General features: G+C 59.9%; 24 protein-coding genes. 13 read left to right on the plus strand and 11 right to left on the minus strand.

All coding sequences use genetic code 11. The features are described from left to right. Positions 1–2 precede the first annotated feature (2 nt). The 9 genes from HY795_00665 to HY795_00705 all read left to right on the plus strand — a co-directional run bounded on the left by HY795_00665 (position 3) and on the right by HY795_00705 (position 9,294). Positions 3–614 (plus strand): membrane integrity-associated transporter subunit PqiC, encoded by a 612-nt coding sequence (locus tag HY795_00665; GenBank protein MBI4803728.1) that lies wholly within the window; start codon positions 3–5, stop codon positions 612–614. A 78-nt stretch (positions 615–692) separates the two neighbouring features. Beyond that, positions 693–1,085, plus strand: a complete 393-nt coding sequence (locus HY795_00670) for a hypothetical protein (protein ID MBI4803729.1) — start codon at positions 693–695, stop codon at positions 1,083–1,085. A 124-nt stretch (positions 1,086–1,209) separates the two neighbouring features. Next, positions 1,210–1,983, plus strand: coding sequence for a hypothetical protein (locus HY795_00675; protein ID MBI4803730.1), 774 nt, complete (start codon positions 1,210–1,212; stop codon positions 1,981–1,983). 64 nt (positions 1,984–2,047) lie between these two features. Beyond that, complete coding sequence (locus tag HY795_00680) at positions 2,048–3,655, plus strand: hypothetical protein (protein ID MBI4803731.1); 1,608 nt, start codon at positions 2,048–2,050, stop codon at positions 3,653–3,655. A gap of 526 nt (positions 3,656–4,181) precedes the next feature. Then, positions 4,182–5,234 (plus strand): ABC transporter ATP-binding protein, encoded by a 1,053-nt coding sequence (locus tag HY795_00685; GenBank protein MBI4803732.1) that lies wholly within the window; start codon positions 4,182–4,184, stop codon positions 5,232–5,234. Positions 5,235–5,329: 95 nt separating this feature from the next. Then, positions 5,330–6,625 (plus strand): ABC transporter substrate-binding protein, encoded by a 1,296-nt coding sequence (locus HY795_00690; GenBank protein ID MBI4803733.1) that lies wholly within the window; start codon positions 5,330–5,332, stop codon positions 6,623–6,625. Between the two features lie 172 nt (positions 6,626–6,797). Beyond that, positions 6,798–7,616, plus strand: coding sequence for a sugar ABC transporter permease (locus HY795_00695; GenBank protein MBI4803734.1), 819 nt, complete (start codon positions 6,798–6,800; stop codon positions 7,614–7,616). Next, complete coding sequence (locus tag HY795_00700) at positions 7,613–8,443, plus strand: carbohydrate ABC transporter permease (GenBank protein ID MBI4803735.1); 831 nt, start codon at positions 7,613–7,615, stop codon at positions 8,441–8,443. The genes HY795_00695 and HY795_00700 overlap by 4 nt, the downstream gene beginning before the upstream one ends. Beyond that, complete coding sequence (locus HY795_00705; GenBank protein MBI4803736.1) at positions 8,440–9,294, plus strand: hypothetical protein; 855 nt, start codon at positions 8,440–8,442, stop codon at positions 9,292–9,294. The genes HY795_00700 and HY795_00705 overlap by 4 nt, the downstream gene beginning before the upstream one ends. 52 nt (positions 9,295–9,346) lie before the next feature. Here HY795_00705 and HY795_00710 read toward each other — a convergent pair whose 3' ends face one another. The 11 genes from HY795_00710 to HY795_00760 all read right to left on the minus strand — a co-directional run bounded on the left by HY795_00710 (position 9,347) and on the right by HY795_00760 (position 19,420). Further along, complete coding sequence (locus HY795_00710) at positions 9,347–10,138, minus strand: HAD-IIB family hydrolase (GenBank protein ID MBI4803737.1); 792 nt, start codon at positions 10,136–10,138, stop codon at positions 9,347–9,349. Positions 10,139–10,143: 5 nt separating this feature from the next. Continuing rightward, positions 10,144–10,941, minus strand: a complete 798-nt coding sequence (gene phnE / locus HY795_00715) for a phosphonate ABC transporter, permease protein PhnE (protein ID MBI4803738.1) — start codon at positions 10,939–10,941, stop codon at positions 10,144–10,146. After that, positions 10,934–11,719 carry a phosphonate ABC transporter, permease protein PhnE gene (phnE, locus tag HY795_00720; protein MBI4803739.1) on the minus strand — a complete coding sequence of 262 codons (786 nt, stop codon included), beginning with the start codon at positions 11,717–11,719 and terminating at the stop codon, positions 10,934–10,936. The genes phnE (HY795_00715) and phnE (HY795_00720) overlap by 8 nt, the downstream gene beginning before the upstream one ends. After that, positions 11,716–12,507 carry a phosphonate ABC transporter ATP-binding protein gene (phnC, locus tag HY795_00725; GenBank protein MBI4803740.1) on the minus strand — a complete coding sequence of 264 codons (792 nt, stop codon included), beginning with the start codon at positions 12,505–12,507 and terminating at the stop codon, positions 11,716–11,718. The genes phnE (HY795_00720) and phnC overlap by 4 nt, the downstream gene beginning before the upstream one ends. Positions 12,508–12,510: 3 nt before the next feature. Next, a complete protein-coding gene (gene phnD / locus HY795_00730) occupies positions 12,511–13,518 on the minus strand; it encodes a phosphate/phosphite/phosphonate ABC transporter substrate-binding protein (GenBank protein MBI4803741.1) in 1,008 nt (335 codons plus the stop codon). Positions 13,519–13,933: 415 nt separating this feature from the next. Beyond that, positions 13,934–14,653, minus strand: a complete 720-nt coding sequence (locus HY795_00735) for a TerC family protein (GenBank protein MBI4803742.1) — start codon at positions 14,651–14,653, stop codon at positions 13,934–13,936. Positions 14,654–14,761: 108 nt separating this feature from the next. After that, positions 14,762–16,267, minus strand: a complete 1,506-nt coding sequence (locus tag HY795_00740) for a tripartite tricarboxylate transporter permease (protein ID MBI4803743.1) — start codon at positions 16,265–16,267, stop codon at positions 14,762–14,764. A 10-nt stretch (positions 16,268–16,277) separates the two neighbouring features. Further along, positions 16,278–16,742: a tripartite tricarboxylate transporter TctB family protein gene (locus HY795_00745; GenBank protein ID MBI4803744.1), complete on the minus strand. Its 465-nt coding sequence runs from the start codon at positions 16,740–16,742 to the stop codon at positions 16,278–16,280. A gap of 59 nt (positions 16,743–16,801) precedes the next feature. After that, positions 16,802–17,749: a tripartite tricarboxylate transporter substrate binding protein gene (locus HY795_00750; protein MBI4803745.1), complete on the minus strand. Its 948-nt coding sequence runs from the start codon at positions 17,747–17,749 to the stop codon at positions 16,802–16,804. Between the two features lie 221 nt (positions 17,750–17,970). Next, entirely contained in the window at positions 17,971–19,131 is a 1,161-nt protein-coding gene (locus tag HY795_00755) for a UxaA family hydrolase (GenBank protein ID MBI4803746.1), read from the minus strand. A 4-nt stretch (positions 19,132–19,135) separates the two neighbouring features. Next, positions 19,136–19,420 (minus strand): UxaA family hydrolase, encoded by a 285-nt coding sequence (locus HY795_00760; protein MBI4803747.1) that lies wholly within the window; start codon positions 19,418–19,420, stop codon positions 19,136–19,138. Positions 19,421–19,592: 172 nt separating this feature from the next. Between HY795_00760 and larA the strand changes: the two genes are divergently transcribed. From larA to HY795_00780, 4 genes are all read left to right on the plus strand, one after another. Continuing rightward, entirely contained in the window at positions 19,593–20,861 is a 1,269-nt protein-coding gene (larA, locus tag HY795_00765; protein ID MBI4803748.1) for a nickel-dependent lactate racemase, read from the plus strand. Between the two features lie 69 nt (positions 20,862–20,930). After that, positions 20,931–21,674 (plus strand): GntR family transcriptional regulator, encoded by a 744-nt coding sequence (locus HY795_00770; protein ID MBI4803749.1) that lies wholly within the window; start codon positions 20,931–20,933, stop codon positions 21,672–21,674. 436 nt (positions 21,675–22,110) lie between these two features. Next, positions 22,111–22,767, plus strand: a complete 657-nt coding sequence (locus HY795_00775) for a CBS domain-containing protein (protein ID MBI4803750.1) — start codon at positions 22,111–22,113, stop codon at positions 22,765–22,767. After that, positions 22,767–23,549, plus strand: a complete 783-nt coding sequence (locus tag HY795_00780) for an ABC transporter ATP-binding protein (protein ID MBI4803751.1) — start codon at positions 22,767–22,769, stop codon at positions 23,547–23,549. Before HY795_00775 ends, HY795_00780 begins: the two co-directional genes overlap by 1 nt. Positions 23,550–23,732: the final 183 nt, after the last annotated feature.

The raw sequence follows: 23,732 nt of genomic DNA on the forward strand, positions 1-23,732 counted from the left end.
CAATGTTCCAGACAAAACCGTTCGCTAAGCTTTTGACCGTGTGCATGGCGTTGGCGCTGCCCATGCTGTCCGCTTGCGGCAAGAGCGCCCCGGTTCGCTTCTATTCCCTGGCCTCGGATTCCCTGGCCGAGCAGGCAACCAAGGACCCGAAAACCCCATGCATCGCCCTTGGCGTTGGGCCTGTTGATTTCCCGGCCTATCTGGACCGTACGCAGATAGTGACCCGCGGAGATGCGAACAGAATGAATCTGTCGGAGTTCGACCAATGGATCGAACCCGTTCAGGCAAACTTCACCTCCGCGCTCATGGACGCCCTTGTAAGCCATGTGTGCGCCAAACCCCTGGTGGGCTTCCCCTGGCCAGGCGGTGTTCGCCCCGACCGCCAGATAGCCGTCCAGGTCCGGGAATTCGACGGCAAGCTCGGGCGCGAGGCGGTTCTGCGCGCCGACTGGTCCGTGATCGACAAGGATGGGAAGGTGCTTGTCTGGAAGAGCACAATGCTTCGGGAAGCATGCTCCGGGATGGATTACGGCCCGCTGGTGGCGGCCCAAAGCCGCCTTGTGGGACGGCTCGCACAGGAAATAGCCCAGGCCATCTCGGGGTTGCCGCAATAGGCCGATGCTTGGTATGGTGCTTTCGCAAGTTCCTTATATGCAATGGAAAAAGTGCGTACTAACCTGACGGGGTACAAAATGAACAAGTTTTCCAGGCTATGCAGCGTGGCGCTGCTTTTTGCGGTCTGCATCTTCGTGACTGAAGTTCTGGCCGCAGACGCGCAGGGCAAATGGATCCGCTACGGCAAGAATACGGTGAACGCCAACCAGCATGCCATGGTGAGCCTGCTCAATCCTATCGCCGATGCTGACGAGGCCAAGGTCGCGGCGATGATCAAGGAGGCGAACGGTCCGATTTCCCTGACCATCGCCGTGCAGTTCTCCCAGCCGGCTCTCTCCTTTTATACGGTGAACACCAGGGTGAGCGATCCCAAGGTCGCGGTCGAGGCCTCGAAAAAGGCCAACGAGATGTACAAGGCTATTCAGAAGTTCCTGAAATCCAACGAGACGTACCTGGATTTGGGGGATTAGGATACGATAGCAGGACCCAAAGTTCGACAGATTGTGTAAGCCCTTGAATTAAATTCATTCAGGGGCTTTTTTATTTTCCATGCGCTTAAGCAAAGGCTTGCAGGTTTGCTTGGGGCAGGCAGATATGCAGTGGGTACGGAGCAATCGATTCGTGAAGCACGTGTTCGTTTTCCTCTTTGTCCTGGGTGCTCTTTGTGAAGCCAGCGGCGTTGGAGCTCAGGACATCAGGCCGGTCTTCGATGGGCGGTTGCAGCTCAAGCCCTCCGTACTTTCGGCTTCGGAGTCGGTTCTCTTCAAGAGCGAGGTTCTGCCCGCGGCCAGGAAATACTGGCAGGGTCAGGACGAGTTTGCGAGTTGCATGGTGGAGGACCCCCGCGCCCTGGATGTTGCCAAGGGTTCCTTCACCCGGGCGGGTTCCAGCCAGCGGGCGCTCTTGTACAGGTATTGCGAGACCGGCCACGCCATGGCGTTAAACGGCATAGCCGTCATCGAGAACGAACGGGTGGTGGCTCATGTTCTCTATGCTGGGGGGTGGGACAACGCCATCGGGACCATGCCGGACTTGAACGGCGATGGTTTGTCGGAGTTGGTTCTGGCCTCAGGCGGGACCAACATGGGCCAAACATGGAAGTCCATGGCTATCATCGGGATGAATGGGGGCGGGGTGACCCCGTTTGGGCGCACGCAAACCTATCTCGACACCTGCGGAACCGGCCAGAAAGACGGCAAAGCCCAGGCCTGGAGGCTTTCAGTCAAGGCTGGTGCTCCTCCGGTGTTTTTCCGGGAGAGCTTCGTGAATACCGGAGCATGCCAGGGTGCGGGCGACTGGAAAAAGGCGCAATCCGCCGTGAAAGTTGCCCTTGAGCCGGACGAGACCGAATACAACCTGATCAAGTAACCAGGCCATCGGGATGGCGTCTTTTGCTTGCCCGGCAACGGCAGCAGATAAAGGAGTTGGCGAGATGGCGTTTATTTCTCTTGCAGTTCTGCGCGTCAACCGACTGTTGCTGGCCATTCTCGAACTGGCCTTGCTGACGTTGGTCATCTGTTCGCCAGCTCTTGGGCAGGCAACTGCGGCCAAACTGGCCACGGGCGAAGGCCACGGTGCCTGGCTCAAGCCGGACGGCACAGTGTGGACCTGGGGCTCGAATCGCTACGGCCAGCTGGGGAGAAACGGCGATGATTCCAACTCGCCCATGCGGGTCCCTGGGCTCTCCGGGGTCAGGGACGTGGCCTGCGGGGCCAATTCCACGTTTGCGGTCCTTGGCGACGGCAGGGTGATGGCCTTTGGCCAGAACGAGTATGGGCAACTGGGCAACGGGGAGGTGAAAGGAAGTTTTGACCCTCTCCTGGTTCCGGGCTTGAACAACGTGCTGGCCGTGGCCTCCGCTCATCGATCAACCCTGGCCCTGACCTCGGATGGCACGGTCTGGGAATGGGGCGACGATTCCAAGGGGTCGCTTCCCAAACAGGTGGAGGGCCTGGAAGGGGTAGTTGCCGTGGCACGGGCGGAGGCCCACAGCGTGGCGTTGAAAAAGGACGGCACCGTGTGGGTATGGGGCATGTACCACGGGGCCGGGGACCTGGGGAACGGCTGTTACGGATGCGCCGGTGACCCCATACGGGTGCCTGATCTTTCCGAGGTTGCGGCAATAGCCGCGGGCTATCAGTTGACAGTGGCGCTCAAAAAGGACGGCACCGTCTGGACCATAGGCTACGGCGAGGCCGGGCAACTGGGCGACGGAACCAGACGGAGCGTGAGCAGGCCGGGCAAGGTGAGCGGGCTCGCCGGTGTGAAGGCCATCGCTGCCGGATACATGCATGTCCTGGCCTTGAAGGGAGACGGAACGGTCTGGGCCTGGGGCGACAACCATTACGGGGAACTGGGAAACCAAAGCTTTAACTTCTCTGCGAAAGACATAAAGCCCGAGAATCATCCCAAACCCGTTCGTTGCGGGACGCTGTCCAGCGTCGTGGCCATAGCGGCGGGGGGCAAGCATAGCTTTGCCCTTACGGACAAAGGGAAACTGTTCGGCTTTGGCGACAACGGGGCGGGCGTGCTGGGTACGGACCCTGAAAGCATGAGCCAGGCGGACGCGCCCATGGAGATCGGCAAGTCAGTGCCCGAGCCATGCCAGGTGTTATTTTCCTGCCAGACCGCCTCTGGCAAGTATATCCAAATCTGCGGCGAGCAGGACAAAAGCGATGTGGAAAAATGGAGCGGGATCACCTACCGGTTCGGCCCTGTCAACGGTGCGCCTGAACTTGTCTACCCCAAGGAACCGGACAAGGGGCGGGCATCTCTCTACTTCTCCCATGCGGAAGCTGGCGGCGACTACCAGGTGAATGTGCGTTTTGTGAATGGCAATTACACCTACCGCGTCTTTTCGAGCTCCATGAGCGGGGCCGGAGTCCTGGTGGAGGATGGCTCGGGCAAGAGGATAGCCACGGTGAAGTGCATCGAGCGGCCCGAGCTCTATGCGTATTACCTGTGGAAATCGCTCCCATGCGATCAGAAAAACATCCACGGGACGGCCGCGTGCCAGGAAAAGCCCTACCAGGGAAGATAGTTGGCAAGTGTGTTCATCCCGGGTGCTCTTGTGCACGAACCGTGGGATGCCTTGGCAAAAGATCCAGCAATACTCACTTCTTCGAGACAGAGCCAGGCTGCGGCGGGATACTGTGCGGCCTCTGGTAAGGGGATAAGGATTGACGAAGGTTCGACACTTTTGTATTAAACAATTGTTATTTTTGAATTACACTTGATGCGCCTTGGGTGGTCAATCAACGTCAAACCGACGCAGAAGAAAAGCAAGGGCGTGTTCTATGTCCAGCCAGCCAAGTATACTCGTCGTTGCCTTTGTCCCTCCTGTCTGTTCGCGTGGATCTTCTTGTTGCAGGTTTGTCGGATGAGCCTCTCGGGAAAATGAAGCCCAGAGGGAGCTCTTCCTTCTTAAGCGTGAGAGTGTTCTATCGGAGCGTGTGAGCGCCTGGAAATGGAAAGCTTCCGGGTGGGATATTGAACAGTATGCATGTTGGCCGCGATTATGTAACACTACGGTAGTATCGTCGTGAATGAGATTTGAGGAGGTCGCCTTGTCGGATATTCGACTCGAAGGTGTCACGCGTCATTGGGGACCGGTCGTGGCTGTTGACGATGTGAGCTTCCACGTTCCGGAAGGCAGCCTGATGGTGCTGCTTGGACCCTCTGGCTGCGGCAAGTCCACGACCCTGCGCCTGATTGCCGGGCTGGAGACGGTCACCTCAGGAAGGATATCCATTTCGGACCGGGACGTGACCGATCTGCCGCCCTCAGAGCGCCACTTGGCCATGGTTTTTCAGTCCTACGCCTTGTTCCCCCACTTGAACGTGCGCGAGAACATCCTCTTTGGCCTGAAGGTGCGCAAAGTAAATAAAGACGAACAGGCACGCAGGCTCAGCCGTGCCGCGGACATCCTCGGCCTGGGGGAGTTGTTGGACCGCAAGCCCTCGGCCCTGTCCGGCGGACAGCAGCAGCGCGTAGCCCTTGGGAGAGCCCTGGTGGCTGAAGCCTCGGTGTGCCTGATGGACGAACCGCTTTCCAACCTGGACGCCAAGCTGCGCCAGGAAATGCGCCGGGAGATACGGTCTTTGCAACTCTCGCTCGGAATCACCATGGTCTACGTCACCCACGACCAGACCGAAGCCATGAGCATGGCCGACCGCATCATCCTCATGCAGGGAGGCCGCATCGTACAGAACGGAACCCCGGCTGAACTCTACTCGCGCCCGGCCAACCTCTTCGCGGCCGGCTTTATCGGAACGCCTCCAATGAACTTGGTGCGCCTGGCCCCGGGAGCGCAAAGCGCCACGGTGATGGGCTGCCCAGAAGCCAAGGCGCCCGGGGCCCCCTCTGGCGAGTGCATGCTGGGCGTTCGCCCTGAACACTTGCGCATTGGGCCGGAGGGTAACTGGCCTGCGGTTGTCGAGTCCGTGGAGTACCTGGGAGTAAGCTCCGTGGTGGCCTGCCGGGTTGGTGAGGAACTTGTGTCCGTTTCCGTGGACGGCCTTTGCGAATTCAGTCCCGGGGCGAACGTGCGCCTTGGTTTTCCGCCATCAAAAGCGCATTTTTTTGACCGCGCCACCGGCTTAAGCGTAAGCGCAGCGTGATTTTCGCTTCCAGAGCGAAGCTGGACGAGTGATACTGTTTCGGCTGGAGTGTCAGCCAAAGAGCGTACCCAACCTTCAACCCCTGAGGTGCCGGCATGATCCAAAGCACGTTCCATCTAAAACGCCTGGTTCTGGCCCTTGCCTTCGTATGTCTCTTTACCGGCGTGGCCTTGGCCGAGAAGGTGTCGCTCACGTTCTATTTCCCCGTGGCTGTCGGCGGGCCCATCACCAAGACAGTTGAAGGCATGACCGAAGCCTTCATGAAAGAGCATCCGGACATCAAGATCACTCCGGTGTATGCTGGCATTTACCGCGAAACCCTGACCAAGGCTCTCACCGCGCTCAAGGGCGGCGAGCCCCCGCACGTGGCGGTGCTCCTCTCCACGGATATGTACACCCTGATCGACGAAGGGGCCGTGGTTCCCTACGATGAGATCGTTCCCGCCCCGGAAATGGGATTCGTGAAGGACTACTTCCCCGGGTTCATGAAGAACAGCCAGACCGGCGGCAAGACCTGGGGCATTCCGTTCCAGCGCTCCACCATCGTGATGTACTGGAACAAGGAGGCCTTCAAGGAGGCCGGGCTCGACCCCAACACCCCGCCCAAGACATGGACCGAGATGGTCGATTTCGCCAAGAAGCTCACCAAGAAGGACGCTTCCGGCGCGGTGTCCCAGTGGGGCGTGGCCATCCCCACCACCGGCTACGCCTACTGGCTGTTCCAGGCCCTGGCCATCGAGAACGGCATCGAACTCATGAATCCTGAAGGGACCGAGGTCTATTTCAACAAGCCCGCCAGCGTGGAAGCCCTCCAGTTCCTGGTGGACCTGTCCCAGAAGCACCAGGTGTCCCCCAAGGGAACCATCGACTGGGCCACAACGCCCAAGGACTTTTTCGAGCGCAAGACTGCCATGATGTGGACCACCACCGGCAATCTGACCAACGTGCGCACCAACGCCAAGTTCGATTTCGGCGTGGCCATGCTCCCGGCCAACAAGCGCCCGGGTTCGCCCACCGGCGGCGGCAACTTCTACATCTTCAAGAAGACCACCCCGGCGGAACGCAAGGCGGCCGTGGAATTCGTCAAATGGATGACCACCGCCGAGCGGGCCGCCCAGTGGTGCATCGACACCGGGTATGTGGCCGTGCGCCCGGATGCCTGGGAGACCACGCGGATGAAGGAATACGTGCAGGGCTTCCCCCCGGCGGCCGTTGCCCGCGACCAGCTCCAGTACGCCGTGGCCGAGCTGTCCACCCATGAGAACCAGCGCGTGACCAAGGCCCTGGACGACGCCATCCAGGCTGCGGTCAACGGCTCCAAGTCCCCGGCCGACGCCCTGAACGAGGCCCAGGCCGAGGCTGAACGCATTCTGAGGCGCTACAAGCGATAGACAGACAAACACAGGCCGGTCCAGGGGCGGTTTGACCGCCTCTGGACCGGTGTTTACAGACAGATGACCATCGGGACGAGCCTCTCGCCCGCAGGATGGAGGAAGAGTGGTTATAAAACCGGCCGTGTCCAACCAGATCCATGCCTGGCTGCTGCTTTTGCCAGCAGTGGCCATGATCATGGCCTTCACCCACTATCCGGCCATCAACACCTTCATCTCCAGTTTCTTCCTGGCCGGGAAGGGAGGGGCCGCCTCGGAATTCGTTGGCCTGGAAAACTACCGTTTTCTCCTGGAGGACAAGATATTCTGGAAGGTGCTCAAGAATAACCTGATCTTCGCATCCTGCACCATCCCACTTTCGATATCCCTGGCCATGGTGATGGCTTTTCTGGTCAATGCCGGTCTGCCTGGTCAGGCGTGGCTGAGGCTCAGCTACTTCGTGCCCACGGTGCTGCCCATGATCGCCGTGGCCAACATCTGGCTCTTTTTCTACACCCCGGAATACGGGCTCTTGGAGCAGGTTCGACGGTTCCTAGGGTTTTCTGGGGTCAACTGGCTGGGCAGCGAGAAAACGGCCCTCTACTGCGTCATCGCCGTGGCCGTTTGGAAAGACGCGGGCTTTTTCATGATTTTCTATCTGGCTGCCCTGCAGCAGATACCGCCTTCCCTGGGCGAGGCGGCCATGCTGGAGGGAGCGTCGCGGTTTTACTACTACCGCCGGGTGGTCATCCCGCTGCTCATGCCGACCACCTTGTTCGTGCTGGTCAATGCCACCATCAACGCCTTTCGAATGGTGGACCACCTCTTCGTGCTGACCCAGGGGGGACCCAACAACGCCAGCTCACTGCTCCTCTATTACATCTACGAGGTGAGTTTCAAATTCTGGGATACGGGCTACGGGGCAACTCTTACCCTGGTGCTCCTGCTCTTTCTGGGGCTGGCCTCCGTTCTCCAGTTCGGGGTTCTGGAAAAGAGGGTCCACTACAGATGAACGCCGTCAATCCGTATGACCGCGGCCAGGCCCGCATCCTGGACGTCACCGCTGCATGGACCCTGGCGCTTTTGTGGTCGCTGCCCCTGCTGTACGCCATCTGGACCGCCTTCCACTCTCCCGAGTATTCCACCAACTTCAAGCTTTTCGCACCGCTCTCTCTGGAGAACTTCGTCAAGGCCTGGGCCGCGGCTCCCTTTGCCAAGTATTTCGTCAACACCGTGCTTCTGGTGACCATGATCCTGGTGGTGCAGCTGGTGCTGTGCACTTTGGCGGCCTACGCATTCGCCAAGTACGACTTCCGTTTGAAAGGCGTCATGTTCGCCCTGGTGCTCATGCAGCTCATGATCATGCCGGACGTGCTCATCGTGGAAAACTACCAGACCATGGGAAAGATAGGCATTCTGGACTCCACCCTGTCCATCGGCCTTCCCTACATGGCCTCGGCCTTCGGCATCTTCCTGTTGCGCCAGACGTTCAAGTCCGTGCCCAAGGAACTAGACGATGCCGCGGCCGTTGAGGGGGCCGGAGTGCTCCAGATTCTCTGGCATGTGTACGTTCCCTTGGGCCGTTCGGTTTATCTGGCCTACGCCCTGGTCTCCATCAGCTACCACTGGAACAACTTCCTCTGGCCGCTCATCGTCACCAACACCGTGAACTCCAGGCCCTTGACCGTGGGGCTTCAGGTATTCTCCTCCACGGAACAGGGAGTGGACTGGGCCATCATCACCGCGGCCACGCTCATGACCTCCGGCCCCTTGCTGCTGGGGTTTCTCCTCTTCCAGCGCCAGTTCGTGCAGTCCTTCATGCGGGCGGGAATCAAGTGAGAGGGGAGCCTTTTGTCCTGGAACCCCTGGAGAAGCTGGCCAGGTTCCAGGGCGCCCCGGCTCTTGAGCGCATCCGGGCGGAATTCATCCCCCAAGTTGACGAGCCCAACTGGCGCAGTCTGGTCGAGGAGTTCCTGGTACTCGAGTCTCCGCTCACCCCGTACGCTCACCCTAAGTTTTCACCTCTGCCCTTCGAGGTTTGTCCGGGATCGGGAGCCCACCACGCCCACGTGGGGGGGCTGGCCCTGCACGTGCTGCAGGACCTGGAGAATGCCCGCGCTCTGATTGCGACCCATCAATCCCGAGGGCTGCCCGGCAGGCCGGGGCTTTTGTACGCGGCGATTCTTCTGCACGACGCCATGAAGCGCTTCGTCTATCGCTTCAACGATCACTATCAGTTGGAGAAGTCCGAGGACCCCTTCATAGGCAAGCAGGAGGATCATCATTCCTGGGTTCTTCGGGAGCTTGCGGCGCGAAGCGTGGACCGGGAGCTTCTCCTGGCTGTCGCGGCCATGCACGGCCTTGACGATGTGAGCCTTGCGTCCGGGGTGCGCCCCCTGGCCGTGGTCAACCATTACCTCGGGATTTCCGGATCAGGCATGGTGATGGCAGCGGAAGACGTGCGCCCCGAACACGTCCTTGGCTTTCTGGCCGATTCTGACTGGCCAATGAGCGGCCGGGCCCAGGCCCGTTGTCGCGCTCTATCCGATCTCATGGCCTCTGAGTTGGAGCTTAATCCTCACTACGTCTTTGTCTATCTGGGGTCGCGGTTCGGATTCGAACGCCTGGATGCCCTGCTTACCGAGCACGGACCAGCAGAAACCGCCATGCGTCTTCGCGAACAGGCGTGAAAACGGCCCGTAGTGACGAATGCCGTTTGAGCGGGTGGTTGCGAGGAAAAAATCAGCGGTCGAGAAGCGTACGTGCGAGTTCGGCGAATCCGTCGCCGCCCCGGGCGCGGGTGATCCACGCCGGCGGGCATTCGAGGTCCGAGGCGAAATCCTGCACGTTGGCCACACCCACGGAATTGGGGAAGTAGCCGAACATGGGCGAGTCGTTGGGCGAATCCCCGGCAAAGACCACGGTCTCGCGTACGGCGTCCAGGTCCAGGTTCAGTATCTCGCTGAAGAAGGCGCGGGTCATGGTCAGCTTGTCGTAGTCGCCGAACCAGCCGTTGACGTGGATGGAGCTGATCTTGGCCCTGGCTCCGGCCTGCTCGAATATCTTTTGGATGCGCAGGATGTCCGCGTGGGGCAGCTGCGGCACGTCCTCGCAGAAGTCGATGGCCAGGTCGGCCTCCCGGTACGCCTGGTCCGCTGAGACAGCCGCGCCTGGCACGGCCGCGAGTATCTTCTCTTCCAGTTCTTGAAGGAGTGCGGTGTCGTATCGCCTCTGCCGCTCGTCCTTGAAGTAGCGGCGAATCATACGCCGGGAAGTGACGTCGTAGCGGAAATAGAACGCCCCGTTCTCTCCCACAACACCGTCCACCGGCCACATGCGGGCTATGAGGTCGCACCATCCGGCCGGGCGTCCCGTGATGGGAACCACGGTCATGCCGCTTGCGTGCAGGGTCTCCAAGGCCTGATAGGACACGGCAGGCAGCCTGCCTTCGCTGGTCAGGGTGTCGTCGATGTCGGTCAGCACGAACCGCACGGCGCGCCGGACGTCTGGGGGCATCTGTTCAAGTGGACGCATGGGCTTCAAATGAGCTTCTGGCGGATATGGGTTACGAACACTTCGGCCAGCACCACCACGGCGAAGATGCACAGCAGCACCAGGGACACCTGGGTCCAGCGGAACAGGTTGAGCGCGTTTTCAAGAGACACTCCGATGCCGCCCGCTCCCACCAGCCCGATGACCGCGGATTCGCGCACGTTGATGTCCCAGCGGAACAGGGCCAGACCCCAGAAAGCCGGTGCCACCTGCGGCCAGTAGCCCTTGATGAGAATGCTGGTCCAGGGGGCTCCTGCAGCTTTCAACGCCTCGATGGGGCCGGGCTTTATCTCTTCTAACGCCTCGCCCAGGAGCTTGCCGCAGAACCCGATGGAGCGAAAAGCGATGGCTGCCGTTCCGGCCAGCGCGCCGGGCCCGAACACGGCCACGAACAGGATGGCCCACACCAGGGTGTTCACCGTGCGCGAGGAGACCAGTACGAACCGGGCGATCCAGTTGAGAAAGCCCACCGGCACGATGTTGGGGGCCGCCATGACCCCGAGCGGCACGGCCATGAGCAGCGAGAGGATTGTTCCCAGGGTGGAGATGTTCAAGGTCTCGATGAGGGCTTCGTGTATGCCCTGCTTGTGGTAGGCCCCGAAGTCCACCGGCCACATGCGACGCAGCAGGTCTGTCACCTGTTTGGGGGCGTCGTACAGAAAGTCCGGAATGACTTCCACCGTGTCCATGGAAACCGCGAGAAGGGCCACGGCTCCCAGATAAACAGCAAAACGCGCCAGGCGCTGCGCCCTGGTGAATCGGGTCCAGGTTCTGTGCTCAGTCATTGAAAACGGCCTTTATCTTGATGGCCAAGGATTCACCCAGCATGATCAGGGCGATTATGGAAATAAGGATGGTGCACAAGAAATCGTAGTCGAAGCGCTGGAACGCGGCGAAGAGGGTGCCGCCGATGCCCCCGGCGCCGACCACGCCGATCATGGTGGAATTTCGAAGGTTCGAGTCGAACTGGTAGGTGGAGAAGCCGATGAACCGGTTGAACACCTGGGGCAGTACAGCGAAGGTCAGCACGCTGGCGAAGGGCGCTCCGGCCGCGGTCATGGCCTCCACGGGCTTTAATGAAATTTCCTCGATGGCCTCGGCGAAAAGCTTGCCCACGAAGCCTATGGAGGCGAACACCAGGGTCAGGATGCCAGCCAGGGGGCCGAAGCCCACGGCCTTGACGAAGAGGATGGCGAAGATGACCGGATGGAAGGATCGGCTTATGGCGATGATGGCTCGCGCGGGCCAAGAGAGCCAGGCGGGCATGAGATTGCGGGCGGAAAGCAGGCCGAGCGGCAGCGACAGCGCGATGCCGAAGGCCGAGGAGATGACCGCGATCTCCACCGTCTCCACGAGGTTCTGCGTTAAAAGCTCAAGACGTTTGGTGCTTGGCGGGAACATCTCGGACACGAACTTCGCCCCCGCGCCGAGTCCGGCCGTGAATCTGGCCCAGGTGATGTTCAGGTCGGACAGGGCGTAGACGCAGTACGCCACCAGCAGCAGCCACCCCATGCGCCCCCACCAGTGGGGTTTGAAGGGCTCTCGAACCATCGCGGCGTTCATGCCAGCCAGTCCTCGCCGCCATAGATTGCCTTCAGGTGAGCCACGCTCAGGTCCTTGGGGGGGCCGTCGAAAACGATCACGCCCTGGGAAATGCCGATGATGCGGTCGCAGAAACGCTTGGCCAGTTCCACGTCGTGGATGTTTATTATGAGCGGCGTGGAACGCTCCTTTGAGAACTGGGTCAACAGCTCCATGATCTCCACGGAGGTCTTGGGGTCGAGCGAGCTTGTGGGCTCGTCTGCCATGATGATGTCCGGGTCCTGCATGACGGCGCGGGCTATTCCCACCCGTTGGCGCTGGCCGCCGGACAGGCTGTCGGCGCGCTGGTTGTAGAATTCACCCAGGCCTACCCGGTCCATGAGCGCGAAGGCCCGGTCGATGTCTTCCTGAGGGTATTTGCGGAGCCAGGCCCGCCAGGGGGGGACGTACCCGAGCCTGCCGCACAGCACGTTCTCGATGACCGTCAGGCGCTCCACCAGGTTGTATTCCTGGAACACCATGCCGATCAGGCGCCGGGCATGGCGCAGGTCCTTCCCGGCAAGTCCGGCTATATCCTGGCCTCCGGCCAGAATCCTGCCCCCGCTCGGCTCGATGAGGCGGTTGATGCAGCGCAGCAGGGTGCTCTTGCCCGACCCGGACGGGCCGATGATGCCAAGCGACACCGCTCCCTCGACGCTAAACGAAATGCCCTTGAGCACGGGAAGACCGCGCTTGTAGGACTTTTCCAGGTTTTCCACAGAGAGGGAACGGGGGGTGGCCCCGTTCCCGTTGTGATGCATTGTACCCATCGTTTAAGGCTTTTTCTGCTTGGCTGCGGCTTCTTTTTCCTCTTCCTTGCGGAAGCCTTCCTCGGTGTAGGCAATGCCCAGGGCGTCGTTGATGTCCCGGATGATCTGCCAGTCCTTCTGGTAGGTGACCGGATAGAACCGGTCGGCTCCGTCGAAGGCCTTTTTCATGGCGTCGTTGAAGCGGTAGGAGTTGAAGGCGTCCTGAATCTTCTTGGCCAGATCCGGGCAGAGCTGGCTCCAGTAGCCGAAGGAAGATGTGGGGAACATGGCGCTGCGGTAGATCACCCGCAGGGAGTCCTTTTCCACCCGCCCGGCCTTGACCATGCGGTCGTACACGTCCGAGGCGACCGCGGCGGCGTCGTAGTCGCCGTGGGCCACGCCCAGCACCGACTGGTCGTGCTTGCCGGAATAGACCACGGTGTAGTCCTTGTCCGGTGTGAGGCCAAGTTTGGGGAACAGGGCCCGGGGGGCCAGGTTGCCCGAGTTGGAGGAAACGGAGGTGTGGGCCAGTTTCTTGCCCTTCAAGTCCTCAAGCTTCTGGTACGGGCTGTCCTTTTTGACCACCACGATGAGGTTGTACCCCTGGAATTTGTCCTCGTAGCCCTTCACGGCGATGGGCACGTACCCGGACAGATTCACCGCGAAACAGGTGGGCCCGGTGGAGAAGCCAGCGATGTGCAGCCTGCCGGAGCGCATGGCCTCGACCTCGGCAGCGTTGGACTGGACGCTGTAGTACACCACTTTCTTGCCGGTGGCCTTGGAGAGATATTCCTGGAAATCGGTGAAGAGGTCCTTGTAGACAGCAGGGTCTTCCACCGGGGTGTAGGTGAAGACCAGTGTGCCGGGGTTCTGGCATTTGCCCGCTGCCGGCGCGTCGGCCACCAGGTTCTTGTCGTCGTCGCAGTAGGAGGCGTCGAGCGCGCCGCGGTTTTTGCATTCGCTCGCGGCGAAGGCCGTGGCGGCGCACAAGGCCAGGGCCAGCAGGGTAAGGGTGACAAGGCGTTTGAACATGAACGACCCTCCTCGTGGTAAGTGAGTTGTCCAAAAGTGCCGACAGCCGGCCCGCTACCAGGGGCGGCTCGCGTTACGCTGTCTTTCCGGAACCTGTCCGGGGTCAGGCTTGCCCTTCCGGTCGTGTGCCTGCGCCAGGAACATTCCGGTGTTGTTTATGCCAATTATCTTTAGGCGGCAATTGTGTTTGCGACCCGGGGCAGGGCTTATTGCGTGTGAACCTCATCCGAAGCGGCACATTTCAGCGTGTTGGGACCAGGCTGGCGCAGCCTTCCAAAAAATATGGTCCGACTACTCATGGCTAACTCCGCGCAAGTTCCCTTTGAGTCTGGGCCTCCCAAAGGTGTTCTCTTTATTGGACCAGACGCAAAAAACCCGGCCGAGGCCGGGCTTTTTTCACATGGGAAGTTCTTCTCTATCTGCGGTCGGTGTCATCCTCTATTCGGGCGGGTCGCAAAGCCATGACTCTGAGCCAGGCTTTGCCCACCAGAACAACACCCACCGCTGCCATGGCCTCCGCCGCGTAGACCCAGGCATGGCTGGGTTGAATCGATTCCACCACAAACGGATCGGTGAGGATCATTTCCGCTGCGACTTTTCCCAAAACAGCCGCGCCCAAGTAGATGACAACCGGATAACGGTCCATGAACTTGGAAACCATGTTCGATGCGAACATCACGATGGGAATGCTGAGCCCCAGGCCGAAAAGAAGCAGGAAATAGTCTCCTTTGGAAGCCCCGGCCACGGCCAGGACATTGTCCAGGGACATGGCCAAGTCGGCCACCATGATCGTGCCGACGGCTTGTGTGAGAGTGGAGCATTCCTTGCTGGAAGTCTCATCCGGATTTCCCTCGATGAAAAGTTTTATACCGATCCAAGCTATGAGAATGCCTCCGATCAGTTTGACGTAATGAATCCCCATGAGCTGGGCCGCGAAAAAAGTCAGCACCACCCGAAGAAGAACGGCCATTCCGGCTCCGAAAGCAATGCCGATTTTCCTCTTCCGGGGGGGAAGGTTACGGACCGCCATGGCGATAAGCACGGCATTGTCTCCGGACAAGACAATGTCCACGAAAATGATGCTCATGAATGCGGAGAAGAAGTCAAAATCGAGGGTTGGCAGGGTGATGGGCATACTGGCCTTCAAAAGATTATTTAGAGTGACAAGTGATTCCTATAGCCGGAATCCCGCAATGGTCAAATCGTCACTGCGACGATGTTTATGTGTATGGATTGCGACGGGTTAGTCGTCGGCGTCGGCCAATGCCTCCGGTGCCCCGCTCTTGAACTGGATCCACAATCCCCGTGCGATTGAGGCGAACGCCAGGAGCATGAAGCCCAGGGCGATGGGGCGGGTGAAGAAGATGGCGAGTGATCCCCTGGAAAGCATCAGGGACTGCGACAGGGACGTCTCCAGCATTGCGGCCAGAACCGTGGCCAGGACCAGAGACGCCACCGGGAACTTGAGCTTTCGCATCAGATAGCCCACCACGCCGAACAGCAGAGCAACCCAGACATCGAACATCATGAAGCGGATGCTGTAGGCGCCGATCACCGAGAAGAGGACGATCAGCGGTCCGAGCACCGGAAAGGGGATGTAGGCGATGCGTGCCCAGAGGGGAATCAGGGGCAGATTGAGAATAAGACAGATGACGTTGCCTATGTACATGCTGGCAATGACCGCCCAGACGAATTCCCCGTTGTTCTGAAAGAGCATGGGGCCAGGCTGCAGGCCGTACATCATGAATCCGCCGAGCAGCACGGCCAGGGCGGGGCCGGTGGGCAGGCCAAAGGCGAACAGGGGAACGAAACCCGCGCTGGAAGTTGCGTTGTTGGCGCCTTCGGGGGCGGCCACACCCTGGATGGAGCCTTTGCCGAAGATCTCCGGCGTCTTGGAGAGGCGTTTTTCCACGTCGTAGGCCACGAAGGTGGTCACGGCCGGGGCGCAGCCAGGCAATAGTCCCATAAAGAAACCAATGATCGTGGAGCGGAGCATTGTCCAGCGGCACAGCCATATGTCGGCCCATTTGGGCATCCAGTCGAGTTTGGTGGATTTATACACCAGGCTGACCTTCTGCTCCACGTTGGTGAACACTTCGCCCAGAGCGAACAGACCGATGATGACGCTTATGAAGTTCACCCCGGCCAGCAGGTCGTCCGAGCCGAAGGTCAGGCGGGCCGCCCCGGTAAGGGGGTTCTGGCCGATGAGGCTTATGAGCAGGCCGAACGTCGCGCCGATGATGCCCTTGAAAAGCGCTTTGCCCGAGAGGCTTATGATGAGCGACAACCCCATGAACATCAGGGCGAAGTACTCCGGAGGGCCGAAGGCCAGGGCGAAACCGGCCAGGATGGGGGCGAACAATGTCAGCCCCACTATGCCAAGCGTCCCGGCAACCCAGGAGGATATGGCGGATATTGCCAGGGCCGGACCGGCACGGCCCTGCTTGGCCATTTCATAGCCGTCCAGGGCCGTGGGCACCGAGGAGGCCTCCCCAGGGATGTTCACCACGATGGCCGTGGTGGAGCCGCCGTACATGGCGCCGTAGTATATGGCGGCCATCATGATGATGGCCGGGGTGGGAGCTAGAAACGTGGTCAGGGGCAAAAGGATTGCTATGGCGGAGGACGGGCCGATGCCGGGGAGCACCCCCACCAGCGTGCCCAGCGTGCTTCCCACCAGGGCCCACAGGATGTTCATCGGCGATATGGCCGATCCGAACCCCTGCATCAAGAGATCCCAAGAGAACATGCCAGGCCTCCTATTTACCGAACACGCCGGACGGGAAGTTCATTTCCAGCCCTATGCTGAAGACATAGTGGACGATTATGGCCGTGATCGCGGCGACAATAAGGGCCTGGACGATACGCTTGTTGAGTTGCCAGACAGTGGCCGTGACGTAGCACCCCGTGGCCAGAGGCATGCCGATCACGCCGATGAGCATCAGGTAGAGCACAGTGACCGCAACGAAAACCAGCAGGAACAGAAAGCTCGAGCGGTCCGGCCACTCCACCTTGATGTCCACCGCCGGGGTGGAGCGCCATGACTTAAGCGAGAGCAAGAGCCCCGCGACCACGGTGATGCCACTGAGAGTCATTGGCAGCAGCCACGGCGGGAGGCGTTCCCCCAGCAAATCCGTGATGCTTAAGGAACTTAAGAGAAAGGCGAGGCCGATTCCGGCAATCACAAAGCCACTGACGATATCCATTACGCGTAGTGATCTCACGCGACACCTCCATTGTCTTCGGTCGGAATCGGCCCGAATCTCAGCGTCACCGGCACGGGCTACTTCTTCAGGTCCTTGGCCAGGTCAGTGTACATGGACGTGAGTTTGGCGATGTAGGCCTTGCTCTCCTCATGCCCCATGGCCATGGGCACGAAGCCTTCGGCTTTCATGGCCTTCTGGATGTCGGGGTCCTTGGCGATGTCGAGGAAAGCCTTTTCCAGTACGGCCACCACGTCGGCCGGAGTCCCCATGGGCACGGCCACACCCCGGTCGATGGAGTCAACCATGTCGAATCCCTGCTCCTTGAAAGTGGGGGCGTCCGGGAACAGAGGGAAGCGGGCTTCCGAGGAGAAGGCGAGAACACGTAACTTGTCGGCGAAGCGAACCAGATCGTCGGAGTTGGCCACCACCGCATCGGTGTGGCCACCCAAGAACGAAGTCATCTGGGGAGCCGAACCGGTGAAGGGGACATAGGTCAGCTTTATCCCGGCCAGTTTCTGCAGCCTGAGAGTGGCGAAATGATGGCCTGAGAACACCGCGGAACCGCCGACAGTAATCTTTTCGGGGTCCTTCTTCGCTGCTTCGACGAAGTCCTTGAGGGTCTTGTGGGGGCTTTCCTTGAGCACGGCCAGGGCCAGGGGGGTGCTTTGGAACATCACCACCGGGTTTATCTGGCTGGTCTTGTAGCCCACCTCGTTCTGCAAGGGCTGGAGAATGATGTGCGGGGTGTTTATGCCCACGAAGGTGTAGCCGTCGGGCTTGGAACGAACCAGTTCCTTCCAGCCCAGGGCGCCGCCACCTCCGACCTTGTAGTCGACGATGACCTGCTGGCCCAGGAGTTTGGCCAGATGGCTTTGTTGGCGGCGGGCTTCGCGGTCGGACTGACCGCCCGGATCAAAGGTCACAACATAGGTGAGCTGTTTGGTGGGGAAAGCCTCGGCGGCGTATGACAAGACTGGCGAACTCAGAACCAGAGCCGACAATAGCAGCAGTGAAATGCGTATCATCACGACCTCCCTGAATGTAAAAATCAGCGGTCTAGAGACGCTTGCACCCGACTGGCCCGACTAAACGGCCGGACCGAAAAATAGCTGGCAAGGCGTCTAAGCCGTACAGCTGAACACCTCGTCCTACCCTCCTTGCCTTGGCGGTTTCCGGCCTTGTTTCAAACCGCCTGAGTTCTAGAAGCCCCGCGCCGCTTTGGCGCGGGGCAAATAATCCGCGCTGGCTAGGCGCTTTCGTAAAGCCTGGTGATGACAAATTCGCGGTGGCCAAGAGCCTCGGTGGCAGTCAGGCGGCCGTTGACCGTGCGCATCATCATGTCCAGCAGGGCGTCGCCGGCCTGGTCCATGTTCATCTCGCGGCGCAGGATGCCCGAGACGTCCACGTCGATATGCTCGCTCATGGTGCGCACGGTGCGAGGATTGGCTCCCAGCTTGATCACCGGAATGATCGGGTTGCCGATGATGTTGCCTTGGCCCGTGGGGAAGAAGTGCACCACCATGCCTGCGGCCGCGCACAGGGTGACCATTTCGGCCGCTGCCGAAGAGGAATCCATGAACCAGAGCCCAGGGCCCGTGGGGCTTTCAGCTTTGTCCAGCACGCCATCGATGACGCACTTCTTGCCGATCTTCTGGATGTTGCCCAGGGCTTTTTCCTCGATGGTGGTTAGCCCACCCTCAATGTTGCCCTTGGTGGGCTGGGAGTCGCACAGGTCGTTCACCTTGTGGGCTTCCACCAGCGCGGCGTAGCGGTCGAACATGGCCATGAACTGGGCCTTGATCTCCGGGGTGCGGCAACGCGCGGCCACCAGATGTTCGCCGCCGGTGATCTCGGTGGTTTCGCCGAACATCAGGGTGGCGCCCTTGTCGTAGAGCTTGTCGAAGGCGTTGCCCACGGTGGGGTTGGAGGCGATGCCCGAGGTGGTGTCGGATTCTCCGCACTTGGTGGAAACCCAAAGTTCCTTCACGTCACATTCGGTGCGCTGGATCTCGCTGGCCCACTGCACGAATTCCTTGGCTTTGCGGGAGGCGGCGCAGATGGTGTTCAAGTCGCCGTTCTGCTCGATGGCGAACCCGGCCACAGGCTTGCCGGTCTTGGCGATGCCGTCCACGATCCTGGCCGTCCACACGGGTTCGATGCCGATGACCACCACCGCAGCAACGTTGGGATTGGAACCAGCGCCGATCAACGTGCGGAAATAGAGTTCGAGGTCCTCGCCGAACTGCAGGCGGCCGTATGGGTGGGGAATGGCCATGGTCCCCTTGATGTTGTTTGCCACGGCTTCGCAGGCGGCGTTGGACAAATCGTCCAGGGGCAGGATGATTACGTGGTTGCGAACGCCAACCCGGCCGTTTTCGCGGCGATAACCCAGAAATTTGGTTTTCATCTCCCTACCACCTCTTGGTCTTGACGTTGTGAACGTGCAGATGTTCGCCGGCTTTGATGGGGGCTACGGCCTTGCCGATGTCGATGCCGTACTTGATTACGGTGTCGCCCGAATTCATGTCTTTCAGAGCGACCTTGTGCCCGATGGGAATGTCGCTCAGAACTTTCACCACGAGCGTTTTGTCGCCTTCCATCACCCAACCGGAGAGCTCTTGCCCGGCTTTGACACCTTCGACCACAACGACCCCGACCATGTCGCCAGGTTCGTGAACTAGGAACTGGATAGCCATAACTCCCTCCTTGCAAACGTGTTGATTGAGGTGTAGTATGTCTTATATAAGACAGTCAAGAGGTTTGAAAATATTATAAGACAAGGAAGTGGGATTCAGGGCTATTAAATCTAAAAATGCTTGTAATGTTTGATTTAAAATTTATAAAACTTCAATGCCTGTGGAGGTCCTTGTGGAAATGACCTTGAAGTACGGATCTGGCCATGTACGTTTTCTCTTGCCCGACACTGCGGGCGTGGATGTCCTCAATGCCCGTTCCGTCCCGGTCGTTTCAGATTTAGGCAAGGCCCTGCGAACGGCACTGGACGCACCGATCGCCCATCCCCCTCTGGAGTCCATGCCTGCTCCCAAAAGCGTGGCCATCGCTGTGCCGGACGAAACGCGTCCCACTCCGCTCAAGCGTATCCTTCCATTACTGTTGGACAGGATTTTTGCTGCGTATCCGGCGCTTGCTCCTTCGGCAGTGACCATAGTGGTTGGAGGGGGCCTTCACCCCGAGCCCGACGCCGCCCAGCTTGGGCGCATCCTTCCCGAAGATCTGCGAGGCTGCGCTGTGGCCACTCACGATGCAGAACGTTCGCCCGTCACGAGTTTTGGCGTCACGAGCCGGGGAACACCGGTCCTGATCAATTCGGTGTTCAGCGGCGCGCAATTAAAAATAGTGGTGGGGCAGATTGATCCGCATCAGTTCGTCGGGTTCACGGGGGGAGCCAAGGGGGCGGTCATTGGGCTGGGGGCAAAGGCGTTGATCCAGCACAATCATGGATTGATGGACCTCCCCGGCGCCCAGGTCGGCGAGGCGCAAACCAATCCGGTCCGCTTGGATTTGAACGAGGCCGGGGAACTGGCTGGAATCGACTTGGCGGTGAACGTGGTCCTGAACCCTGCCAAGGAAGTGGTGGGGCTTGTTGCAGGGCGCCCGGCCGAGACCATGTTCCAGGGGGCCAAGATTGCCGCCCAGGTATACGGCCTGGCCTTTGATGAACCCTACGACATCGTGGTGGCCTCCTGCGGGGGAACACCCAAGGACATCTGCCTCTATCAGGCCCAGAAGGGGCTCAACATGGCCTCTCTGTGCGCGCGTGAGGGGGGGAAGATTCTCCTGCTGGCCGAATGCGCCCAGGGTGTCGGTGACGACGTCTATCTCGACTATGTACGGCGTTTTTCAACGCCGTGTGAACAGCTCAAGGAGTTCAAAGAGGCCGGCTTCCGCATGGGAGCGCACAAATCCTTTCTCTTCAGCCGGACATTGACCCGCAACGAGGTGGTGATCAAATCCGAGCTGGACGCCGAGACCCTCGCCCAGTGCCACCTGGTGAAGGGGGAACTCCAGGAAACCTTGGATCGTTGGCTGGCTTCCCTTGGGCCCGCTGCCCGCATTGCCGTTTTGCCCAGCGCCAACACCACATATTTTTATAGAGCAGACAGCGGCCGCTCGTGAGCAAACGGGCGTTCGAGTTGCCGTGTCCACGCCGGAAGGCGGGAAGCATATCCTGACAAGGCGGAAAATATGCCGAACAGACCATCCTTTCGCCCCTTGTATCAACAGGCCAAAGAGACTCTTTTAAGCCGCATAGCTGCCGGTGATTGGCCGCCGGGCACGTTCCTGCCCAGTGAAACGGCCCTGGCCAAGGAATACGGGGTCAGCCAGGGCACCATCCGCAAGGCCTTGAACGAACTCACCAGCGAAGGGCGAGTTCAGCGGTTCCAAGGCAAAGGGACTGCCATCCCAACCTTTGACAGCGATCTCCACTTTTACCGTTTCTTCCTGTGGACAAACCTGGATGGCAAACCGAATTTCCCGTCATCCCAGGTGGTCTTGGTACGCAAGGAGAAGGTGAAGCAGAAGGTTGCCACGCACCTGCAACTGAAAACCGGCGACGACGTGGTGAGGATCGAACGCGTGCGCGTGCTGGACGGGCAGGCTGCGATCAACGAACGCATCTATTTGCCAAGCGCCCTTTACCCCGACATCGAAAAGCGTGGCATGGGCACGCTACCGAACACCCTGTACGATTACTTCCAGAAGCGGTACGGCGTCACCATCGCCCGGGCCATGGAGTTTCTCACCGCCGTTACCGCAAATGCCACGGATGCCAAGCGCCTCGGCGTGCCGGAGAAGGCTCCGTTGCTGGCGGTGAGGCGCCTGGCCCTTGACCTCCACGGCAGGCCTGTGGAGTTGCGTTTCAGCAGGTGCGTCACCACGCGGCACGGGTACGTCAACGAACTCAAGCTGCATTCCTCCCGGGGATAGTTTGCTGGGACGATACGTCGAGTCTGGCGTGCCATTTTCGCAAGGTCGATTGCAGGATTTGAGTGAGTGAAGGAGGCATGATACTATACCGTGTTGGTATGATATTTGTAATCCGTCAAAAACCCGAAAATGCCGCTGAAATTGAAGGTCTCCAGACGCCAATTATTGACCCTTCGGCCAGTTCAGTTCAGCTCAAAACTTCTGTAAACCTAGCAATACAGCCATTTTCAGTGGAGAGCCCGCTGTCAGGCCGAACGTCCGGATGACGCGAGCCCTTGTTGTGGTGTCTTCGCCTTGATCGCTTCCCCAAGCTGCCGAAAGAAGAAAAAAACACCTCAATCCCTCCGTTCATGGGGGGAATTTATGCCGTTGGTCGAATAGCGTTTGCGTCAAGCCTTCCAAGTTGTCAAAAAAGAGACAACCTGGGGAGGGCGCCATGTACGTCGGCCTGAAAATGCTCAAGGATTTCATAACGGTCACTCCGAAGACTCCTGTCGCGAAGGTCCAGGACCTGCTCGAAAAGCAGGCTTTGGGCATGCTGCTGGTCACCGAAGGGGACAAGGCTGTGGGATACGTGCGCAAGGCGGACGTCTCGGCGGCCTTGCCTTCAGTCATGTCCACCCTGGAGAAGCACGAGGCCCTGTATCTGCTCTCACGGCTCACGGTGGACAAGATCATGCACCGAGACATCGTGAGCGTGCCGCCGGAGATGGAAATCGAGGCCGCCGCGGAGATGATGTACCAGAAGAAGCTGGCAGGCTTGGCGGTGCTCGACTCCTCGGGCAAACTCATTGGCTACATCAACCGCACGGTGATGCTCGATTTCCTGGTGGAGGAGATGGGCTTTCGCCAGGGGGGCTCGCGCATCTTCTTCGAGGTGGAGGACCGGCGGGGCGTGCTCCACGCCATAGCGGGCGTGATCAAGGACAAGGGCGTCTCCATCCTCTCCACAGCCACGTTTCCCATGGGCGGAAAGCGCCAACTGGTCATCCGCCTGGCCACGGACGATCCCTCGGAAATAATCGCCGAGCTCGAAGCCCGGGGCTACCGCATGAACACTCCGGCGGACTTCGCCTCGGAGTGGGAGCGCTGATGCCCCTCTTGGACGTTTCTGATGTCACCTTGACCTTCAAGGGCATCGCGGCGCTGGTGGATGTCGGCTTCAAGGTGGAGCAGGGCAGCATTGCATCGCTGATCGGTCCCAACGGAGCCGGCAAGACCAGCATGCTCAACTGCATCTCGGGACGCTACCGTCCGGAAAGCGGCTCCATCCGCCTGGATGGGCTTGAGCTTCTCTCCATGCCCGCTCATCGGCGCACCTCCATGGGGCTTTCGCGCACGTTCCAGAACATAGCCCTTTTCAAGGGCCTCTCCGTACTGGACAACCTCATGGTGGGCCGCCACGCCCAGCTCGGTTACGGCCTGCTGGCGTCCATCCTCTATTTCGGAGCGGCCCGGCGCGCCGAGGACGCGCATCGCCGCAGGGTGGAGGAGATCATAGACTTCCTGAACCTCTCCCCCTACCGCCATCAGCCCGCGGGCCTCTTGCCCTACGGCCTGCAGAAGCGGGTGGAGCTTGGCCGCGCCTTGGCAGCGGAGCCTCGCCTGCTGCTCTTGGACGAGCCCATGGCCGGCATGAACCTGGAGGAAACCGAGGAAATGGCCCGTTTCGTTCTCGACATCAACGAGGAGTGGGGGCTGACCGTTCTCCTGGTGGAACACGACATGGGCGTGGTCATGAATATTTCGCACCAGGTGGTGGTGCTCGATTTCGGGCAGGTGCTGGCCCAGGGCACTCCGGAGACGGTTCAGACCGACCCGAAAGTCTTGGCCGCGTATCTGGGCAGCGAAGACGCCACCTTCCTGGGGCGGTAACCAGCCATGACCTATCATACCACGCTCCCAGGACTTCTTATCGAAACGTGGCTATTGCCTTCGCTCCGCAATTTCCATACTTTATAGAAAGAATCTAGACTGTTGAGGAGGCTCGCCATGGCCAAACCTTACCACGATATGGACCTGATTACATTCCAGCGCCGGTTCGGAACCGAAAAGGCC

The organism is Desulfovibrio sp. (assembly GCA_016208105.1).
GTDB lineage: Bacteria > Desulfobacterota > Desulfovibrionia > Desulfovibrionales > Desulfovibrionaceae > Fundidesulfovibrio.

Excerpts from the sequence above, each read along its gene's own strand:
- HY795_00665 (MBI4803728.1), top strand. The coding sequence starts at position 3 with ATGTTCCAGACAAAACCGTTCGCTAAGCTTTTGACCGTGTGCATGGCG.
- HY795_00670 (MBI4803729.1), top strand. The coding sequence starts at position 693 with ATGAACAAGTTTTCCAGGCTATGCAGCGTGGCGCTGCTTTTTGCGGTC.
- HY795_00675 (MBI4803730.1), top strand. The coding sequence starts at position 1,210 with ATGCAGTGGGTACGGAGCAATCGATTCGTGAAGCACGTGTTCGTTTTC.
- HY795_00680 (MBI4803731.1), top strand. The coding sequence starts at position 2,048 with ATGGCGTTTATTTCTCTTGCAGTTCTGCGCGTCAACCGACTGTTGCTG.
- HY795_00690 (MBI4803733.1), top strand. The coding sequence starts at position 5,330 with ATGATCCAAAGCACGTTCCATCTAAAACGCCTGGTTCTGGCCCTTGCC.
- HY795_00695 (MBI4803734.1), top strand. The coding sequence starts at position 6,798 with ATGATCATGGCCTTCACCCACTATCCGGCCATCAACACCTTCATCTCC.
- HY795_00700 (MBI4803735.1), top strand. The coding sequence starts at position 7,613 with ATGAACGCCGTCAATCCGTATGACCGCGGCCAGGCCCGCATCCTGGAC.
- HY795_00710 (MBI4803737.1), bottom strand. The coding sequence starts at position 10,138 with ATGCGTCCACTTGAACAGATGCCCCCAGACGTCCGGCGCGCCGTGCGG.
- phnE (MBI4803738.1), bottom strand. The coding sequence starts at position 10,941 with ATGACTGAGCACAGAACCTGGACCCGATTCACCAGGGCGCAGCGCCTG.
- phnE (MBI4803739.1), bottom strand. The coding sequence starts at position 11,719 with ATGAACGCCGCGATGGTTCGAGAGCCCTTCAAACCCCACTGGTGGGGG.
- phnC (MBI4803740.1), bottom strand. The coding sequence starts at position 12,507 with ATGGGTACAATGCATCACAACGGGAACGGGGCCACCCCCCGTTCCCTC.
- phnD (MBI4803741.1), bottom strand. The coding sequence starts at position 13,518 with ATGTTCAAACGCCTTGTCACCCTTACCCTGCTGGCCCTGGCCTTGTGC.
- HY795_00735 (MBI4803742.1), bottom strand. The coding sequence starts at position 14,653 with ATGCCCATCACCCTGCCAACCCTCGATTTTGACTTCTTCTCCGCATTC.
- HY795_00740 (MBI4803743.1), bottom strand. The coding sequence starts at position 16,267 with ATGTTCTCTTGGGATCTCTTGATGCAGGGGTTCGGATCGGCCATATCG.
- HY795_00750 (MBI4803745.1), bottom strand. The coding sequence starts at position 17,749 with ATGATACGCATTTCACTGCTGCTATTGTCGGCTCTGGTTCTGAGTTCG.
- HY795_00755 (MBI4803746.1), bottom strand. The coding sequence starts at position 19,131 with ATGAAAACCAAATTTCTGGGTTATCGCCGCGAAAACGGCCGGGTTGGC.
- HY795_00760 (MBI4803747.1), bottom strand. The coding sequence starts at position 19,420 with ATGGCTATCCAGTTCCTAGTTCACGAACCTGGCGACATGGTCGGGGTC.
- HY795_00770 (MBI4803749.1), top strand. The coding sequence starts at position 20,931 with ATGCCGAACAGACCATCCTTTCGCCCCTTGTATCAACAGGCCAAAGAG.
- HY795_00775 (MBI4803750.1), top strand. The coding sequence starts at position 22,111 with ATGTACGTCGGCCTGAAAATGCTCAAGGATTTCATAACGGTCACTCCG.
- HY795_00780 (MBI4803751.1), top strand. The coding sequence starts at position 22,767 with ATGCCCCTCTTGGACGTTTCTGATGTCACCTTGACCTTCAAGGGCATC.